Genomic DNA, 15034 nt, shown 5'->3' with positions numbered 1-15034 from the left:
TTCAACGACCCGCCAGCATCGGGAAACGGTCAGCGGCGCGTCCGGCCGGTCATCGCGATCATCTCGCGCGCCTCCTCCGGCTCGGGCAGGCCGCTGGCCACGGCCAGGGCCATGATGGCGATGCTGATGATGACCACCACCACCATGCCCTGATAGAAGGTCAGCAGGCCCGTGCCGCCGATGAGATCCTTCGGGCCGAGGTAAGTCACCAGCCACATGGCAAGGAAGTAGGGCGCCAGCCACCATGCGCCTTTCCATTGCAGGTGGCTGAGCTTGCCGCCGTGGGTGATCGCCTGACCGATGACGAACAGCACGAAGATCACCGCCAGACCGCCGAACAGGAAGTTGTCGGTGCCGGCGCCCGACCAGTAGATGATGAAGTTCGACACGATGAACGCCAGCGGCGCCCACAGCCCGGCGCCTTTGAGGGTGTAGGGGCGCGGATAGGTACCCAGTGGCAGGCTGCGGCGCAGGGTCATCAGCGCCACGGGGCCGATGCCATAGCCCAGCACCGTGGCCGAGGAGATGAAGGTCACGATCTTCTGCCACGACGGGAAGGGCAGGAAGAACAGTATGCCCACGATCCAGGTGATCCACAACCCGGTGGACGGTGCGCCGTTTTTATTCAGCTTGGCGAACCAGGGCGTGGACAGGCCGTCCTTGCCCGTGGCGTAGACCACCCGCGCGGTGGTGCCGCCGTACACCAGACCGGTGCCCGCAGGCGACACCACCGCGTCGATGTAGAGCAGGATGGCCAGCCAGCTCATGCCCAGAATCACCGCCAATCCGGCGAACGGGCCGGAGACGCCGGTGAAGTGCAGTTTGTCCCAACCCTGGGCGATGTCAGCCGGGCTCACGGCGCCGATCAGCGCCACTTCCAGCATGATGAAAATCGCCCCGGCGATGAGCACCGAGCCGATGATGGCGATGGGCACATCACGCTGCGGGTTGGTGGCCTCGCCAGACAGTTCGATGGCCTGGCGGAAACCGAGATAGCTGAACACGATGCCCGAGGTGGCGATCGCCGCGATGGTGCCCTTGGCGCCGAACGGCGCGAAACCCTGCGAGGTGAAGTTGCCGACGTGGAACGACGCCAGCATCAGCGCCACGATGGACAGCACCGGAATGATGAGCTTCCAGATCATCAGGGTGTTGCCCAGGCGCAGCAGAGCGCGCACGCCCCAGGCGTTGATGAGAATGAACAGGCCCAGCAGCGCCACGCTGACGGCCATGCCCGTATCGGTGAGCAGCGAGGTCTTGGTATCGACCAGGCCGGGAAGGTAGTTGTTGGCGTAGGTCACCACCGCCAGCACTTCCGCCGGGGCCACGGTGACGTAGCCGAGAAACACCACCCAGCTCACCACCGCCGCGGCCAGATGGCCGTGGCTGAGTTTGGGAAAGGTGATCACCGCCCCCATGCCCGGAAACGAACTGGTGAGCTCGGCATTGACGAAGGCCAGCACCAGAATGGCCGCGCCGCCGATGGCCCAGGACAGGATGCTCGCCGGCCCCGCCTGCGTGGCGGCCGTCAGCGGCGCAAACAGCCAGCCCGAGCCGATGATGGCCGTGAGGCTGGCAAACAGCAGGCTCCAGATGCCTGCGGCCTTCCGGATATTTTTGCCCTGCGATGCAGGTGCCGGCATGTCGCCTAGATGAACGCTTGCCATGGCTGTCTCCTTTTTTTCATGGTTGATGCTCCACTTTTTAGGCCGATGCTCGGCGCAATGCCGTTTGAAAACGTAACGGTCACGGCCCTGCGAAACATCTCATTGCCGATGCTGCCCCTACCTGCTAGCTCGTCTGCGGCGATTCGCTATCCTTTCCCCATGAACAAGCAACGCCTCTTGCGCCACCGGCGCAGCCATCTCACCGAACGCAACTTTCCCAGCGCGGGAGAAGATGCTGCCATCGTCGCCGTCGAGCCCTCGCCATACGACCAGCCGGGCAGCAGCTACAAGCTGGCGTTCACCGATACCGAGTTCATCCTGCGCGAAGAGATGCGCGCAGTGCGCATGCAGCTCGAACTGCTCAAGCCCGAGCTGATCCAGACCGAGCACGGCATCGAATCGACCATCGTCATCTTCGGCAGCGCCCGCATCCTGCCGCGCGACGCGGCGCAGCAGCGTCTGGCCCAGGCAATCGCCAAGGGCGACGCGTTGGCGGTCACCCGCGCCCGCATGCAGGTCGAGATGTCGCACTACTACGAGGAGGCGCGACGCTTCGCCACCATCGTCACCCGCGCCACCTGCGAAGCCGATGCGCCGCTGGTGGTCGTCACCGGCGGTGGCCCCGGCATCATGGAAGCGGGCAACCGCGGCGCGGCCGAAGCCAACGGCAAGAGCGTGGGCCTGAACATCGTGCTGCAGCACGAGCAGCACCCCAACCCTTACATCACGCCGGAGCTGTGCTTCCAGTTCCACTATTTCGCGCTGCGCAAGATGCATTTCCTCATGCGCTCGGTGGCGCTGGTGTGCTTCCCCGGCGGCTTCGGCACGCTCGACGAACTGTTCGAGGTACTCACCCTCACCCAGGCGAGCAAGGTGCGCCGCCGCCCCATCCTGCTGTTCGGCGAGTCGTTCTGGCGCAAGCTGATCAACTTCGACTTCCTGGTGGAAACCGGCATGATCTCGCCGGAAGACGTGCATCTGTTTCACTTCGTCGAGACCGCCGAGCAGGCCTGGGACGTGCTGTCGCAGGCGTTCGAGCTGGAAGCAGCCAAGGAAGACACTGAAGCTGCAGAGTCTGAATGAACGCACCAAACCTCGTCCACCTCATCGGCGCGCCCACGGACATCGGCGCGGGTGATCGTGGGGCCTCCATGGGGCCCGAGGCGATGCGTGTGGCCGGCATCGACCGCGCCCTGCGCGGCCAGGGCCTCACGGTGCACGACACCGGCAACCTGGTCGGCCCGCACAATCCGTGGCAGCCCCCGGTGGCAGGCTATCGTCACCTGCCCGAGGTCATCGCCTGGAACACCGCGGTGCATCGGGCCGTGAGCGAGGCTCTGCGTGCCGATGCCCTGCCCTTGCTGCTGGGTGGTGATCATTGTCTGGCCATCGGCTCGCTCAGCGCGGTGGCGCAACATTGCCGCGCCAAGAGCCGCAAGCTGCGCGTGCTGTGGCTCGACGCGCATGCCGATTTCAACACCCATACCGTCACGCCCACCGGCAATATTCACGGCATGCCCGTGGCCTGTCTCTACGGCAACGGCCCACAGGCATTGACCGCGCTGGGCGGCCCCGCACCCCAGCTGCAGGCGGACTGCATCCGGCAGATCGGCATCCGCAGCGTCGACGCCGAGGAAAAGCGCCTGGTGCACGCCGCCGGGCTGGAAGTCTTCGACATGCGCTTCATCGACGAATACGGCATGCGCGAGGCGATGAACCAGGCGCTGGCCGGGCTCGATGCCGACACCCACCTGCATGTGAGCTTCGACGTCGATTTTCTCGATCCCGACATCGCCCCCGGCGTGGGCACCACGGTGCGCGGCGGCCCGACCTACCGCGAAGCGCAGTTGTGCATGGAAATGATCGCCGACACCGGGTTGCTGGCTTCGCTCGATGTGGTCGAACTCAATCCGGCCTTCGACGTGCGCAACCGCACCGCCGAAGTCGCGGTCGATCTGATCGAGAGCCTGTTCGGCAAATCGACGCTGATGCGCCGATAAATCAGCACCGTGGCGCTGCGACAATAGCGCCATGCCCTCGAAGTTCCCCACCGCCCTGGACGCTCTGCAGCATGTCTGGGGCTATACCGCTTTCCGCAGCTTGCAGGCCCAGGCCATCGACCATGTCGTTGCCGGTGGCGATGCCCTGGTGCTCATGCCCACGGGCGGCGGCAAATCGCTGTGTTTCCAGATTCCGGCGCTGCTGCGCGACGGCGTGGGCATCGTCGTCTCGCCGCTGATCGCGCTGATGCAGGACCAGGTGGCCGCGCTGCGCGAGCTGGGGCTGCGCGCCGCCTTCCTCAACTCCACGCTCGATGCCAGCGAGGCCCGCGCCGTGCAGCGCGCCGCGCACATGGGCGAGCTCGACCTGCTCTATATGGCGCCGGAGCGGCTGCTGAGCGACTCGGGTCTCGCCCTGCTGGCCGATCTGCGCATCGCCCTGTTCGCCATCGACGAAGCGCATTGCGTGTCGCAGTGGGGCCACGACTTCCGCCCGGAGTACGGCCAGCTCGCCATCCTGCGCGAGCGCTGGCCCGAGGTGCCGCGCGTGGCGCTGACAGCCACCGCCGACGAGCCCACACGGCGCGAGATCGTGCAACGTCTGCTGCATGACGGCACCGAGTTCGTCTCCAGTTTCGACCGCCCCAACATCCGCTACCGCGTGGTGGAAAAGCGCGACGGCCGCGCGCAGCTGCTGCAGTTCATCCGCACCGAGCATGCGCACGATTGCGGCGTGGTGTACTGCCTGTCGCGCAACACGGTGGAGGAAGTGGCCGAGATGCTGTCGGGCCACGGCCTGCGCGCCCTGCCCTATCACGCCGGTCTGCCCGCAGCCACGCGCGCAGCGCACCTGCGGCGTTTTCTCGACGAAGACGGCATCATCATGGTGGCCACCATCGCCTTCGGCATGGGCATCGACAAGCCCGACGTGCGTTTCGTCGCCCACCTCGACATGCCCAAGTCCATCGAAGGTTATTTTCAGGAAACCGGCCGCGCCGGGCGCGACGGCCTGCCCGCCACCGCGTGGATGGCCTACGGCCTGCAGGACGTGGTGCAGCAGCGCCGCCTGATCGAACTGTCCGACGCCGACGACGCGTACAAGCGCCTGTCCACCGCCAAGCTGGATTCCATGCTCGCGCTGGCCGAGGCCGCCGACTGCCGCCGCGTGCGCCTGCTGGCCTACTTCGGCGAGACCAGCACGCCCTGTGGCAACTGCGACAACTGCCTGAACCCGCCCCAACTCATCGACGCCACCGAAGCTGCGCAGAAGCTGCTCTCCACCATCTATCGCTGCCGCCAGGCCAGCGGCACCAGCTTTGCGGCCAGCCACATCATCGACGTGCTGCGCGGCAAGCGCACCGAAAAGACCGAACGGCACGGCCATCATGGCTTGTCCACCTTCGGCATCGGCGCCGACCTGAGCGAAACCGACTGGCGCCTGCTGCTGCGCCAGCTCGCCGCACAACGGCTGATCGAAGTGGACGCCGCGCATTTCAACGTGCTGCACCTCACCGAAGCCAGCCGGGTCGTGCTCAAGGGCCAGCAGCGCATCCACCTCAAGCACCGCGAACCCGGCAGCGAACGCAGACGGCGCAGCAGCAGCGGCAGCACCGCATCCACTGGCACACGCCTGGCCATGCAGGCCCTGTCGAGCGCCGACGCCGAACTGTTCGCTCACCTGCGCACCTGGCGCACCGCCACGGCCAAGGAGCACGGCGTGCCCGCCTATGTGGTGTTCCCCGACGCCACGCTGCAAGCCATCGCGCAGGCCCGCCCATACAGCCTGGAGGCCCTGCGCGGCATCCCCGGCGTGGGCGACAAAAAGCGCGACACCTACGGAGCAGCGTTGCTCGAGGTCATTGCTCAGCAGGCGTGACCTGCGCCGCGCCGCGTGTCTTCCACAGCGAGAACAGCACGCCCGCCGCCAGCAGCCCGAAGGTCACCGCCAGGCTGACGGCAGAAGGAACCTTGCCGATCAGCTCGGCGGCGATGATCTTGCCGCCGATGAACACCAGCACCAGCGCCAGCGCGTACTTCAGGTAGGCGAAACGGTGCAGGATGGCCGCCAGAGCGAAGTACAGCGCACGCAGGCCCAGAATGGCGAAGATATTGCTCGTGTAGACCACGAACGGGTCGGCAGTGACGGCGAACACCGCGGGCACGCTGTCCACCGCAAACACCAGGTCGGCCAGTTCCACCGCCACCAGCGCCATGAACAGCGGCGTAGCAAGGCGGCGCATGCGGCCGCTGGCGTCGGACTGCTTCACCCAGAACGCGTTGCCGTGCAGCCGGTCCGTCACCGGAACCACACGCCGGATCAGACGCAGCACCGGGTTGCGCATCGGGTCGGGCGCATGGTCGGCGGCCCACAGCATCTTGATGCCGGTGTAGATCAGGAAGGCCGCGAACAGGTAGAGAATCCAGTGAAACTGCTGCACCAGCGTGGCACCGGCGCCGATCAGCAGGGCACGCAGCACGATCACCCCCAGAATGCCCCAGAACAGCACCCGGTGCTGGTACTGCCTGGGCACGGCGAAGGCGGCGAACACCAGCGAGATCACGAACACGTTGTCCAGCGACAGGCTTTTTTCCACCGCGTAGGCGGTGAAATAGTCCATGCCCTGCTGCGGCCCCACCTGCCACCACAGCCATCCGCCGAACACCACGGCAACCGCGATATAGCCCGCCGACAGCCACAGGCTCTCGGTCACACCGATTTCGCCGCCGTCGCGGTGCAAGACCCCGAGATCGAGCGCCAGAAGCGTGAAGACCACGCCGGCGAAAACCAGCCAGAGCCAGATCGCATAGCCCAGAAAGGAAGCGTGCAGAAAGTCCATGATGCGGAAGCAGGATGTAAAAAACGGGGCCGAAGCCCCGAAGGAATGACACGGAAGGAGCGCAGTGTGTCAATCGAAATCGAACAGGTCGGACAGCAGCGACTTGCGCTTGCGGTAGGGCTGCTGGCCGTAGCGTGGGTCGTGGTGCGGCTGGCGAAAATCGCTGTCCTGAAAATCCGGTTGACGCGGCATCGGCCTCTGAGGCATGGGGGCCGAGGCATGGCCGGGGTTGGCTGAAACCGGCTGGCCCTCGGCTGCCGCGGCCCGCTCGATGATCTTGTCGAGCTCGCCGCGATCGAGCCAGACGCCGCGGCACTTCGGGCAGTAGTCGATCTCGATGCCGTGACGCTCGGCCATCACCAGCGTCGTGCCTGGGCAGTGCGGACATTGCATACGAAACCTCCTTGCAGTTCGCCAGACTTACTCGTCACTGCCCATGAAGCCGAGCAGTTGCAGTAGGCTGGTGAACAGGTTGAAGATACTCACGAACAGGCTCACTGTGGCGAGGATGTAGTTGGTCTCGCCACCGTTCACGATGCGGCTGGTCTCGAACAGAATCATGCCCGACATCAGCAGCACCACCGCGGCCGACACTGTCAGCGACAGCGCGGGCATCTGGAAGAACACCGCAGCCAGCCCCGCCAGCAGCGCGACGATCATGCCGGCAAACAGAAACCCGCCCATGAAGCTGAAGTCGCGCTTGCTGGTCAGCACCCAGGCCGAGAGACCGAAGAAGATCAGCGCCGTGCCACCGAAGGCCATGGCCACGATCTCGCTTCCGCCCTGCATCGCCAGATAGTGGTTGACGATGGGGCCGAGCGTGTAGCCCATGAAGCCGGTGAGCGCGAACACCGCGCCGAGACCCCAGGCGCTGTTGCTCAACTTGTAGGTGGCGAACAGCAGGCCGAAATAGCCCACCAGCGTGAGGATGATGCCGGGATGCGGCAGCTTGAGCGCGGCGCTCGCCGCGGCCACCGCCGCGCTGAAGGTCAGCGTCAGCGCCAGCAGGGCGTAGGTATTGCGCAGCACGCGGTGCGCAGGAATGGAATCGGCAGCCGTGCCGGTGGAATACACCATGGCACTCTTGCCCCAGGCATTGCTTTCGTTCATGTCGAACTCCGATGAAAGAGGAAAACAGCACGAACTCTAGAGCCATCCTCACTTCGCGTAAATTCGTATTTTTGATTTTTTCATTTCGATTTTTTCGCATGATCGGAAGGGCCATGCCATGAATTTCAAGCATCTGCATTACTTCTGGGTCACGGCAAAGACGGGAGGCATCGTCCGGGCGGGCAAGCAGCTGCACATCACCCCGCAAACGCTCAGCGGCCAGATCAAGCTGCTGGAAGACCATCTGGGCAAGCGCCTTCTGCGCAAGAATGGGCGCCATGTCGAACTCACCGAGGCCGGTCAGTTGGCGCTGCGCTACGCCGAGGAAATCTTCACCCTGGGGGCCGAAATGGAAGCTGCGCTCAAGCAAGATCAGCCCGCCAGGCCTTCGGCGCCCCTGCGCATCGGGGTGACGGATGCGGTACCCAAGGCCATCGCCTACCGCCTGATCGAACCCGCGCTGCATGGCGGCGAATCACCGCGTCTGGTGTGCGAGGAAGGCGAGATGGATGACCTGCTGGCCGATCTTGCGGTGCACCGGCTCGACCTGGTCATCGCCGACGCCCCGCTGCCCGCGCATGTGAATGTGCGGGCGTTCAATCACCGCCTGGGCCGCACCACGCTGAGCTTTTATGCCAGCCCGGCGCTGCTGCAAAGCGCCACGCAGCCCTTCCCGCACTGTCTGGCCGAACTTCCTCTGCTGCTGCCAGCTACCAACTCGGCGGTGCGTGCGCAGATCGATCAGTGGCTGGGGCAGAACAAGATCGCCGCGCGCATCGCCGGCGAGTTTGAGGACGGCGCGCTCATGACGGCCTTCGGTCGCGAGGGAAGTGGCGCGTTCGCTGCGCCCAGCGTGCTGCAGGACGACATCGCGCGCGAACTCGGCGTGACGCTGCTCGGTCACTGCGAAGACATGCACCAGGAGTTCTACGCTATCTCGGTGGAACGGCGCATCACTCACCCGGGCGTCGCCCAGATCACGCGCGTGGCCAAGGACCTGCTCGGCGCCTGAAGGGCTAAGCGGCGCTCAAAGGCGCTCAGGGAAACGCCGGGATGTCGGTATCCATGCCCTCGGAGGCCACGTTCGGGCAGCATTCCTTCATGCGGTCGAGAATGCCCTGCACCTGCTCGTGCGCCACGTCGGCCATCACCAGCACCTGCCCGGAGGCGATGGCTTCCTTGAACCGCTCCAGCCGGGAGCTGCTCACGCTCACGCCCACCAGACTGCTGGCCCAACTGCCTACGAGAGCGCCCGCTGCGGCCAGGGCAATGACGATGCCGCCCGCCGGAATGATGGCCATGCCGGGCAAGGCGATGGCCACCAGACCCGCGACCAGCCCAGTGGCGCCCCCGGCGGCCGCGCCTCGCTCCAGCGCGGGAATGAGGTCGGAGCGCTGCGCCACCCCAGCCTCGGGCAGATCCCCCAGCGGCGTGCCCTCGCGGGCCAGGACATGGATGTGCTTGTCCGTAATGCGGGCGAGCAGAAGACTGTCCACCAGAGCGTGCGCACTGGACACGTCCGGTGCAAGGAAAAAGAGTCTGCGCATGAGGGTCTCCTTGTAAGTAGTCTGTCCTGGAGATCAGACGCCAGGGTCAGAACGCGCCAGTCTCGAGAAAGTGTAGGGTTCGAAAATGAAAGCTGACTTAGGGTTTTGTCGGAGTCGCCAGCCCCGGGCCGGGTGCAATCTTGGCTGCGGCGGACCATCGAATCGGCTACAGTCTGAATTGACGTAAACGTCAATCAAACCACTCGCGGCGCCATGCACGCCGCACCGAAGGAGACTGCGATGACCGATCTGTCCGAGGCCAAGGCGCTGGCCGCTTATCGTCCGCAGCAGCGGCTGCGCTTTGTCACGGCGGCTTCGCTGTTCGACGGCCACGACGCCGCCATCAACATCATGCGGCGCATTCTGATCAGCATGGGGGCGGAGGTGATTCACCTCGGGCACAACCGCTCGGTGGACGAGATCGTCACTGCGGCGATCCAGGAAGACGCGCACGCCATCGCCGTTTCCAGCTACCAGGGCGGCCATGTCGAGTTTTTCCGCTACATGATCGACCGGCTGCGTGAGCAGGGCGCCGGGCACATACAGGTCTTCGGCGGCGGCGGCGGGGTGATCGTGGCCGACGAGATCGAGGCGCTGCAGCACTACGGCGTTGCCCGCATCTACAGCCCGGAAGATGGCCAGCGGCTGGGGCTGCAAGGCATGATCGGCGACATGCTCCGGCGCGCCGATCGACCGCTGCCCAAGCTGCCCGAGGCGCACGACCTCCAAGCGCTGCCGTCCTCCCCACCGCTGCTGGCCCGACTCATCACTCAGTTGGAGAGCGGCCAGATCGACGCCGCGGTTATGCGCAGCCTGCATCAGCAGGCGGAGGCCTCGCACGGCGTGGTGCTGGGCGTGACCGGCACCGGCGGCGCGGGCAAGAGCAGCCTGGTCGATGAACTGATCCGCCGCGCCCGATTGGATCAGGACGACGCGCTGCGCATCGCCGTGATCAGCATCGACCCCTCGCGCCGCAAGAGCGGCGGCGCCCTGCTGGGCGACCGCATCCGCATGAATGCCATCGGCCCCTGGGCACGGCAAGGTCGATCGCCCGCTGGGCCGCCCCAAGGGCGATTCGCCCCCTCGGGGGGCAGCGCAGACGCGCAAGCTGCCAGCGTGGGGGCCCATATCTTCATGCGCAGCCTGGCCACGCGCGATGCCGGCAGCGAGATCAGCAAGGCCCTGCCGGACGTGATCGCGGCGTGCAAGGCGGCGGGCTTCGATCTCATCGTGGTCGAGACCTCGGGCATCGGCCAGGGCGATGCGGCCATCGTGCCGCATGCCGACGCCACGCTTTACGTCATGACACCCGAATTCGGCGCCGCCAGCCAGTTGGAGAAAATCGACATGCTCGACTTCGCCGACTTCGTCGCCATCAACAAGTTCGACCGCAAGGGCGCAATGGACGCCCTGCGCGACGTGGCCAAGCAGTTGCAGCGCAACCGCGAAGCCTGGGCCACCAGGCCCGAGGATCTGCCCGTTTTCGGCACCATGGCCGCCCGTTTCAACGATGACGGCGTGACCGCGCTCTACCAGGCGATCAAGGCCCGTCTGGCCACGCATGGCCTGGCCCTCGAGGCCGGCCGCCTGCCCGACGTGGAGACCCGGCACAGCACGCACCAGACGCCCATCGTGCCCGCAGCTCGCAGCCGCTACCTGGCCGAGATTGCCGACACCGTGCGTGCCTACCATCGCAACGTTCAGACGCAGTCGGTGCTGGCGCGGGAGGCGCAGCACTTGCGCGAAAGTGGCCGCATGCTGCGAGCGGCCAACCCCGACAAGCGATCTGCGGTGGACGCGGTGAACGACCTGGCCGAGCAGCGCGAGGCGCGCATGCAGCCCGCCGCGCGCAAGCTGCTCGCGCAGTGGCCCGACATGCAGCGCGCCTATGCGGGCAAGGAATATGTGGTCAAGATCCGCGACCACGAAATCCGCACCGCACTCACCCACACCACGCTGTCGGGCACGCTGATCCGCAAGGTGGTCTTGCCCAATTACGCAGACCACGGCGAGGTGCTGCGCTGGCTGATGCGAGACAACGTGCCCGGCAGCTTCCCCTACACCGCCGGGGTGTTCGCGTTCAAACGCGAAAACGAAGACCCCACCCGCATGTTCGCCGGCGAGGGCGACGCCTTTCGCACCAACCGCCGCTTTAAGCTGCTGAGCGAGGGCATGCCAGCCAAGCGCCTGTCCACCGCGTTCGATTCGGTCACGCTCTACGGCGCCGACCCCGACCGCAGGCCCGACATCTACGGCAAGGTCGGCAACTCGGGCGTGAGCATCGCCACGCTCGACGACCTGAAGGCGCTGTACGACGGCTTCGACCTGTGCGACCCGGCCACCAGCGTGTCCATGACGATCAATGGCCCCGCGCCCACCATCCTGGCGATGTTCCTCAACACCGCCATCGACCAGCAGATGGCCAGGTTCGAGGCCGACAACGGCCGCCAGCCCAGCGACGACGAGTCGCAGAAAATCCGCGCATGGGTGCTGGAAAACGTGCGCGGCACGGTGCAAGCCGACATCCTCAAGGAAGACCAGGGGCAGAACACCTGCATCTTTTCCACCGAGTTCTCGCTCAAGGTCATGGGCGACATCCAGCAGTATTTCGTGCAGCATCGGGTGCGCAATTTCTACTCGGTGTCGATCTCGGGCTATCACATTGCCGAGGCCGGCGCGAACCCGATCTCGCAGCTCGCGTTCACACTATCCAACGGCTTCACCTTCGTCGAGGCCTATCTTGCGCGCGGCATGCACATTGACGACTTCGCGCCCAACCTGAGCTTCTTTTTCAGCAACGGCATGGACCCGGAATACAGCGTGCTCGGCCGCGTGGCGCGGCGCATCTGGGCCGTGGCCATGCGCGACAAGTACGGCGCGAACGAGCGCAGCCAGAAGCTCAAGTACCACGTGCAGACCAGCGGCCGCAGCCTGCATGCGCAGGAGATCGCGTTCAACGACATCCGCACCACGCTGCAGGCGCTGATCGCCATCTACGACAACTGCAACAGCCTGCACACCAACGCCTATGACGAGGCCATCACCACGCCCACGGAGGAAAGCGTGCGCCGCGCCATGGCCATCCAGCTCATCATCAACCGCGAGTGGGGCCTGGCCAAGTGCGAAAACCCGAATCAGGGCGCCTTCATCATCGAAGAGCTGACCGATCTGGTCGAGGAAGCGGTGCTCAAGGAATTCGAGGCCATTGCCGAGCGTGGCGGGGTGCTGGGGGCGATGGAAACCGGCTACCAGCGCGGCAAGATCCAGGAGGAAAGCCTGCACTACGAGATGCTCAAGCACACGGGCGAGCTGCCGATCATCGGGGTCAACACCTTCCGCAACCCCCACGGCGACAGCGCGCCTGCGCATCTCGAACTGGCACGCTCGACCGAAGAGGAAAAGCAGTCACAGCTGCAGCGACTGGCCGCGTTTCATCAGCGCCATGCCGCCGAGGCACCCGCCATGCTGGCGCGGCTGCAGCAGGCGGTGATCGACAACGCCAATGTGTTCGAGGTGCTGATGGACGCGGTGCGGGTGTGCAGCCTGGGGCAGATCACCAACGCACTGTTCGAGGTGGGCGGCCAGTATCGGCGCAGCATGTGAAGCCGTTTGGGCCCTATCTTCGGGGCTACCGCCTCGCGCTCGCGCGGCGGTTTTTTGTTTTAACCCAGATTGTTCATGAGGGCATGGGATGATGGCGAGGCGGATTGGGGAAGGATTTGGCCCCGGGCGCCAAGCCCATAGCCCAAGCTACGGGCGCGAAGCACGGGGGCAAAGACGCCCCAAACCGACCGCCAGCGCCCATGCAGGCGCGAAGCGCCGCCTCATGGACAATCTGGGTTTATGCGCATGTCCACCTCCACCGCTTCTCTGCGCGCCAGCTGCCTGATGCTGCTGGCCTCGCTGATCTGGGGCTCGGCCTTCGTCGCCCAGACCGCGAGCATCGGCACCATCGGCCCGTTCTATTACACGGGCCTACGCTTCGTGCTGGGCGCTGCTGTGGTCATGGGCTTCATGGCGCTGCGCCGACGTCCCGATGCGGCCGCGCATCCGCATTCCAACGCCCGCAGCCTGTTGCGCGATGGCGGCATGCTCGGCGTGGTGGTGGCCATCTCCATCTCCTTGCAGCAGATCGGGCTGGAATCGACCACGGTGGCCAATGCCGGCTTCATCAGCTCGCTGTATGTCGTGCTGGTGCCGCTGCTCGGCCTGCTGTGGGGTCGGCGCGTCGGCGTGGGGGTGTGGCTGGGCGCCGTGCTCGCGGTCGTCGGCATGTACTTCCTGAGCGTGCGCGCCGGCTACAGCGTGCGCCACGGCGACTGGCTGGAGCTCGGCGGCGCGCTGTTCATCACGGGTCAAATCCTGCTGCTCGGGCGGGTTGCGCCACGGCACGACCCGCTGCAGCTCGCGGTGACCCAGTTCCTCGTCTGCGGCCTGCTCTGCCTGAGCGCCGGGGCAATGGTCGAAACACTGAGCCTGGACGCCCTCTGGAGGGCCGCGTGGCCGCTGTTTTACGGTGGTGCGCTGTCGGTTGGCGTGGCCTACACCCTGCAGGTCGTGGCGCAGCGGCACGCCATTCCCGCGCATGCCGCCGTGATCTTCAGCATGGAGGGCGTCTTCGCCGCGCTGGCCGCCTGGCTGGTGCTGGGGCAGTCGCTCGATGGCCGCGCGATGATCGGCTGCCTGCTGGTGTTCTGCGGTCTGGTGGTGTCGCAGTTGCCCTTGCGCGCTCTGCTCGGCAGTCTACGTACCCGCATGCGCAGCGCGCCATGCGCTCCCGGCGTCGATCCCTGAGCCGCTGCCCTGCCATGCCCACCAAGCACCGCCCCGCCTCCTCCTGGCCTGGACGCCCCTTGCGGCAGAGCGCCGCAACCACGCAGCGCACTGCCACGGCGGCTTCGCAGCCGCCCGCACCGGACGCCGACCCCAGCGTGCGCCTGTCCAAGCGCATGGCCGAACTCGGCCTGGCCTCTCGCCGTGTGGCGGACGAGTGGATCGAACGCGGCTGGGTGCTGCTCGACGGCGTGCCCGCCGTGCTGGGCACCAAGGTGGCCGCGCATCTGCCGGCTGCGCGCATCGTCATCCGCAAAGCGGCGCAGCACCAGCAGGCGTCGCAGGTCACCATCCTGCTGCACAAGCCTGTGGGCTACGTCAGCGCGCAGGCCGAACACGGCTACACCCCGGCGGCCGCGCTCATCAAGGCTGAAACCCGCTGGTCGGAATGCGACGCGCCGATGTCGTTCTCACGGACTCACCTGCGCCATCTGGCGGTGGCCGGTCGGCTCGACATCGACTCCACCGGCCTGCTGGTGCTTACCCAGGACGGCCGCATCGCCCGTCAGCTCATCGGCGAGGACAGCGCCATCGAGAAGGAGTATCTGGTGCGGGTCAGCCTGGCCGATACACCGGCCCGAGACAAGAGCGATGAAGACGTGCAGGCCGCCTTTCCCGAGAGCCGACTCGCCCTGCTACGCCACGGCCTTGCACTCGACGGCCAGCCGCTGCGGCCAGCGCAGGTGGAATGGATTAACCCGCAGCAATTGCGCTTTGTGCTGCGCGAGGGCAAGAAGCGGCAGATCCGCCGCATGTGCGAGCTGGTGGGCCTGCGCGTGACCGGCCTCAAGCGCGTGCGCATGGGTCAGGTGCGCCTGGGCGCGCTGCCGCCGGGTCAGTGGCGCTATCTGCGCGACGACGAGCGGTTCTAAACCGTCGCGGGCCTGGCGCCTCGCTCATGACGCCACCTAAGGCCTGCATCGCCAATGCCGCCGATGGTTCATCAGGCCCATCGCGGCTATTCAGAAACGCTGATTGCAAACCCACTGTGAAAGTGGACTGACACACGCCCATGCTATGAATGCGCATCATCGCAGCCA

12 protein-coding genes are annotated in these 15034 nt (G+C 66.0%); 7 read left to right on the top strand and 5 right to left on the bottom strand.

The genetic code is table 11. The features are described from left to right. Positions 1-29: 29 nt before the first annotated feature. Entirely contained in the window at positions 30-1667 is a 1638-nt protein-coding gene (locus tag ASC45_RS04050; RefSeq protein WP_055449740.1) for an APC family permease, read from the bottom strand. Between the two features lie 159 nt (positions 1668-1826). On the opposite strand from ASC45_RS04050, the gene ASC45_RS04045 reads away from it, so the two are divergent. Genes ASC45_RS04045 through recQ form a run of 3 tightly spaced genes read left to right on the top strand, consistent with a single transcriptional unit; the run spans position 1827 to position 5543 of the window. Further along, on the top strand, positions 1827-2750 hold the full coding sequence (locus ASC45_RS04045; protein ID WP_055449739.1) for an LOG family protein: 924 nt from the start codon (positions 1827-1829) through the stop codon (positions 2748-2750). Continuing rightward, positions 2747-3667, top strand: coding sequence for an arginase (rocF, locus tag ASC45_RS04040; protein ID WP_055449738.1), 921 nt, complete (start codon positions 2747-2749; stop codon positions 3665-3667). The genes ASC45_RS04045 and rocF overlap by 4 nt, the downstream gene beginning before the upstream one ends. 31 nt (positions 3668-3698) lie before the next feature. Further along, the gene (recQ, locus tag ASC45_RS04035; protein WP_055449737.1) at positions 3699-5543 is read left to right on the top strand and encodes a DNA helicase RecQ; all 1845 of its coding nucleotides are present in this window, start codon (positions 3699-3701) and stop codon (positions 5541-5543) included. Here recQ and ASC45_RS04030 read toward each other — a convergent pair. From ASC45_RS04030 to ASC45_RS04020, 3 genes are all read right to left on the bottom strand, one after another. Then, complete coding sequence (locus ASC45_RS04030; protein WP_055449736.1) at positions 5524-6504, bottom strand: TerC family protein; 981 nt, start codon at positions 6502-6504, stop codon at positions 5524-5526. The genes recQ and ASC45_RS04030 overlap by 20 nt on opposite strands. A 69-nt stretch (positions 6505-6573) precedes the next feature. Next, positions 6574-6897, bottom strand: coding sequence for a TFIIB-type zinc ribbon-containing protein (locus ASC45_RS04025; protein WP_055449735.1), 324 nt, complete (start codon positions 6895-6897; stop codon positions 6574-6576). A 27-nt stretch (positions 6898-6924) separates the two neighbouring features. After that, the gene (locus ASC45_RS04020) at positions 6925-7614 is read right to left on the bottom strand and encodes a Bax inhibitor-1/YccA family protein (protein WP_211263344.1); all 690 of its coding nucleotides are present in this window, start codon (positions 7612-7614) and stop codon (positions 6925-6927) included. Positions 7615-7732: 118 nt separating this feature from the next. Between ASC45_RS04020 and nhaR the strand changes: the two genes are divergently transcribed. Then, positions 7733-8626: a transcriptional activator NhaR gene (nhaR, locus tag ASC45_RS04015; RefSeq protein WP_055449734.1), complete on the top strand. Its 894-nt coding sequence runs from the start codon at positions 7733-7735 to the stop codon at positions 8624-8626. 25 nt (positions 8627-8651) lie between these two features. Here the strand turns inward: nhaR and ASC45_RS04010 are convergent, their stop codons facing one another. Next, the gene (locus tag ASC45_RS04010; protein WP_055449733.1) at positions 8652-9161 is read right to left on the bottom strand and encodes a hypothetical protein; all 510 of its coding nucleotides are present in this window, start codon (positions 9159-9161) and stop codon (positions 8652-8654) included. Positions 9162-9401: 240 nt separating this feature from the next. Between ASC45_RS04010 and icmF the strand changes: the two genes are divergently transcribed. From icmF to ASC45_RS03995, 3 genes are all read left to right on the top strand, one after another. Further along, entirely contained in the window at positions 9402-12764 is a 3363-nt protein-coding gene (icmF, locus tag ASC45_RS04005) for a fused isobutyryl-CoA mutase/GTPase IcmF (RefSeq protein ID WP_055449732.1), read from the top strand. Positions 12765-13010: 246 nt separating this feature from the next. Then, the gene (locus ASC45_RS04000) at positions 13011-13955 is read left to right on the top strand and encodes a DMT family transporter (RefSeq protein WP_055449826.1); all 945 of its coding nucleotides are present in this window, start codon (positions 13011-13013) and stop codon (positions 13953-13955) included. Positions 13956-13969: 14 nt separating this feature from the next. Further along, positions 13970-14866 (top strand): pseudouridine synthase, encoded by an 897-nt coding sequence (locus tag ASC45_RS03995; protein ID WP_055449731.1) that lies wholly within the window; start codon positions 13970-13972, stop codon positions 14864-14866. The last annotated feature ends 168 nt before the right edge of the window (positions 14867-15034 follow it).

The sequence above is a fragment of the Thiomonas bhubaneswarensis genome (genome assembly GCF_001418255.1).
Classification (GTDB): domain Bacteria; phylum Pseudomonadota; class Gammaproteobacteria; order Burkholderiales; family Burkholderiaceae_C; genus Thiomonas; species Thiomonas bhubaneswarensis.
This window is presented reverse-complemented; position numbering and strand designations above follow the sequence as displayed.

Coding starts and splice junctions, on each gene's coding strand:
- ASC45_RS04050 (WP_055449740.1), bottom strand. CDS start 1,667: ATGGCAAGCGTTCATCTAGGCGACATGCCGGCACCTGCATCGCAGGGC.
- ASC45_RS04045 (WP_055449739.1), top strand. CDS start 1,827: ATGAACAAGCAACGCCTCTTGCGCCACCGGCGCAGCCATCTCACCGAA.
- rocF (WP_055449738.1), top strand. CDS start 2,747: ATGAACGCACCAAACCTCGTCCACCTCATCGGCGCGCCCACGGACATC.
- recQ (WP_055449737.1), top strand. CDS start 3,699: ATGCCCTCGAAGTTCCCCACCGCCCTGGACGCTCTGCAGCATGTCTGG.
- ASC45_RS04030 (WP_055449736.1), bottom strand. CDS start 6,504: ATGGACTTTCTGCACGCTTCCTTTCTGGGCTATGCGATCTGGCTCTGG.
- ASC45_RS04025 (WP_055449735.1), bottom strand. CDS start 6,897: ATGCAATGTCCGCACTGCCCAGGCACGACGCTGGTGATGGCCGAGCGT.
- ASC45_RS04020 (WP_211263344.1), bottom strand. CDS start 7,614: ATGAACGAAAGCAATGCCTGGGGCAAGAGTGCCATGGTGTATTCCACC.
- nhaR (WP_055449734.1), top strand. CDS start 7,733: ATGAATTTCAAGCATCTGCATTACTTCTGGGTCACGGCAAAGACGGGA.
- ASC45_RS04010 (WP_055449733.1), bottom strand. CDS start 9,161: ATGCGCAGACTCTTTTTCCTTGCACCGGACGTGTCCAGTGCGCACGCT.
- icmF (WP_055449732.1), top strand. CDS start 9,402: ATGACCGATCTGTCCGAGGCCAAGGCGCTGGCCGCTTATCGTCCGCAG.
- ASC45_RS04000 (WP_055449826.1), top strand. CDS start 13,011: ATGTCCACCTCCACCGCTTCTCTGCGCGCCAGCTGCCTGATGCTGCTG.
- ASC45_RS03995 (WP_055449731.1), top strand. CDS start 13,970: ATGCCCACCAAGCACCGCCCCGCCTCCTCCTGGCCTGGACGCCCCTTG.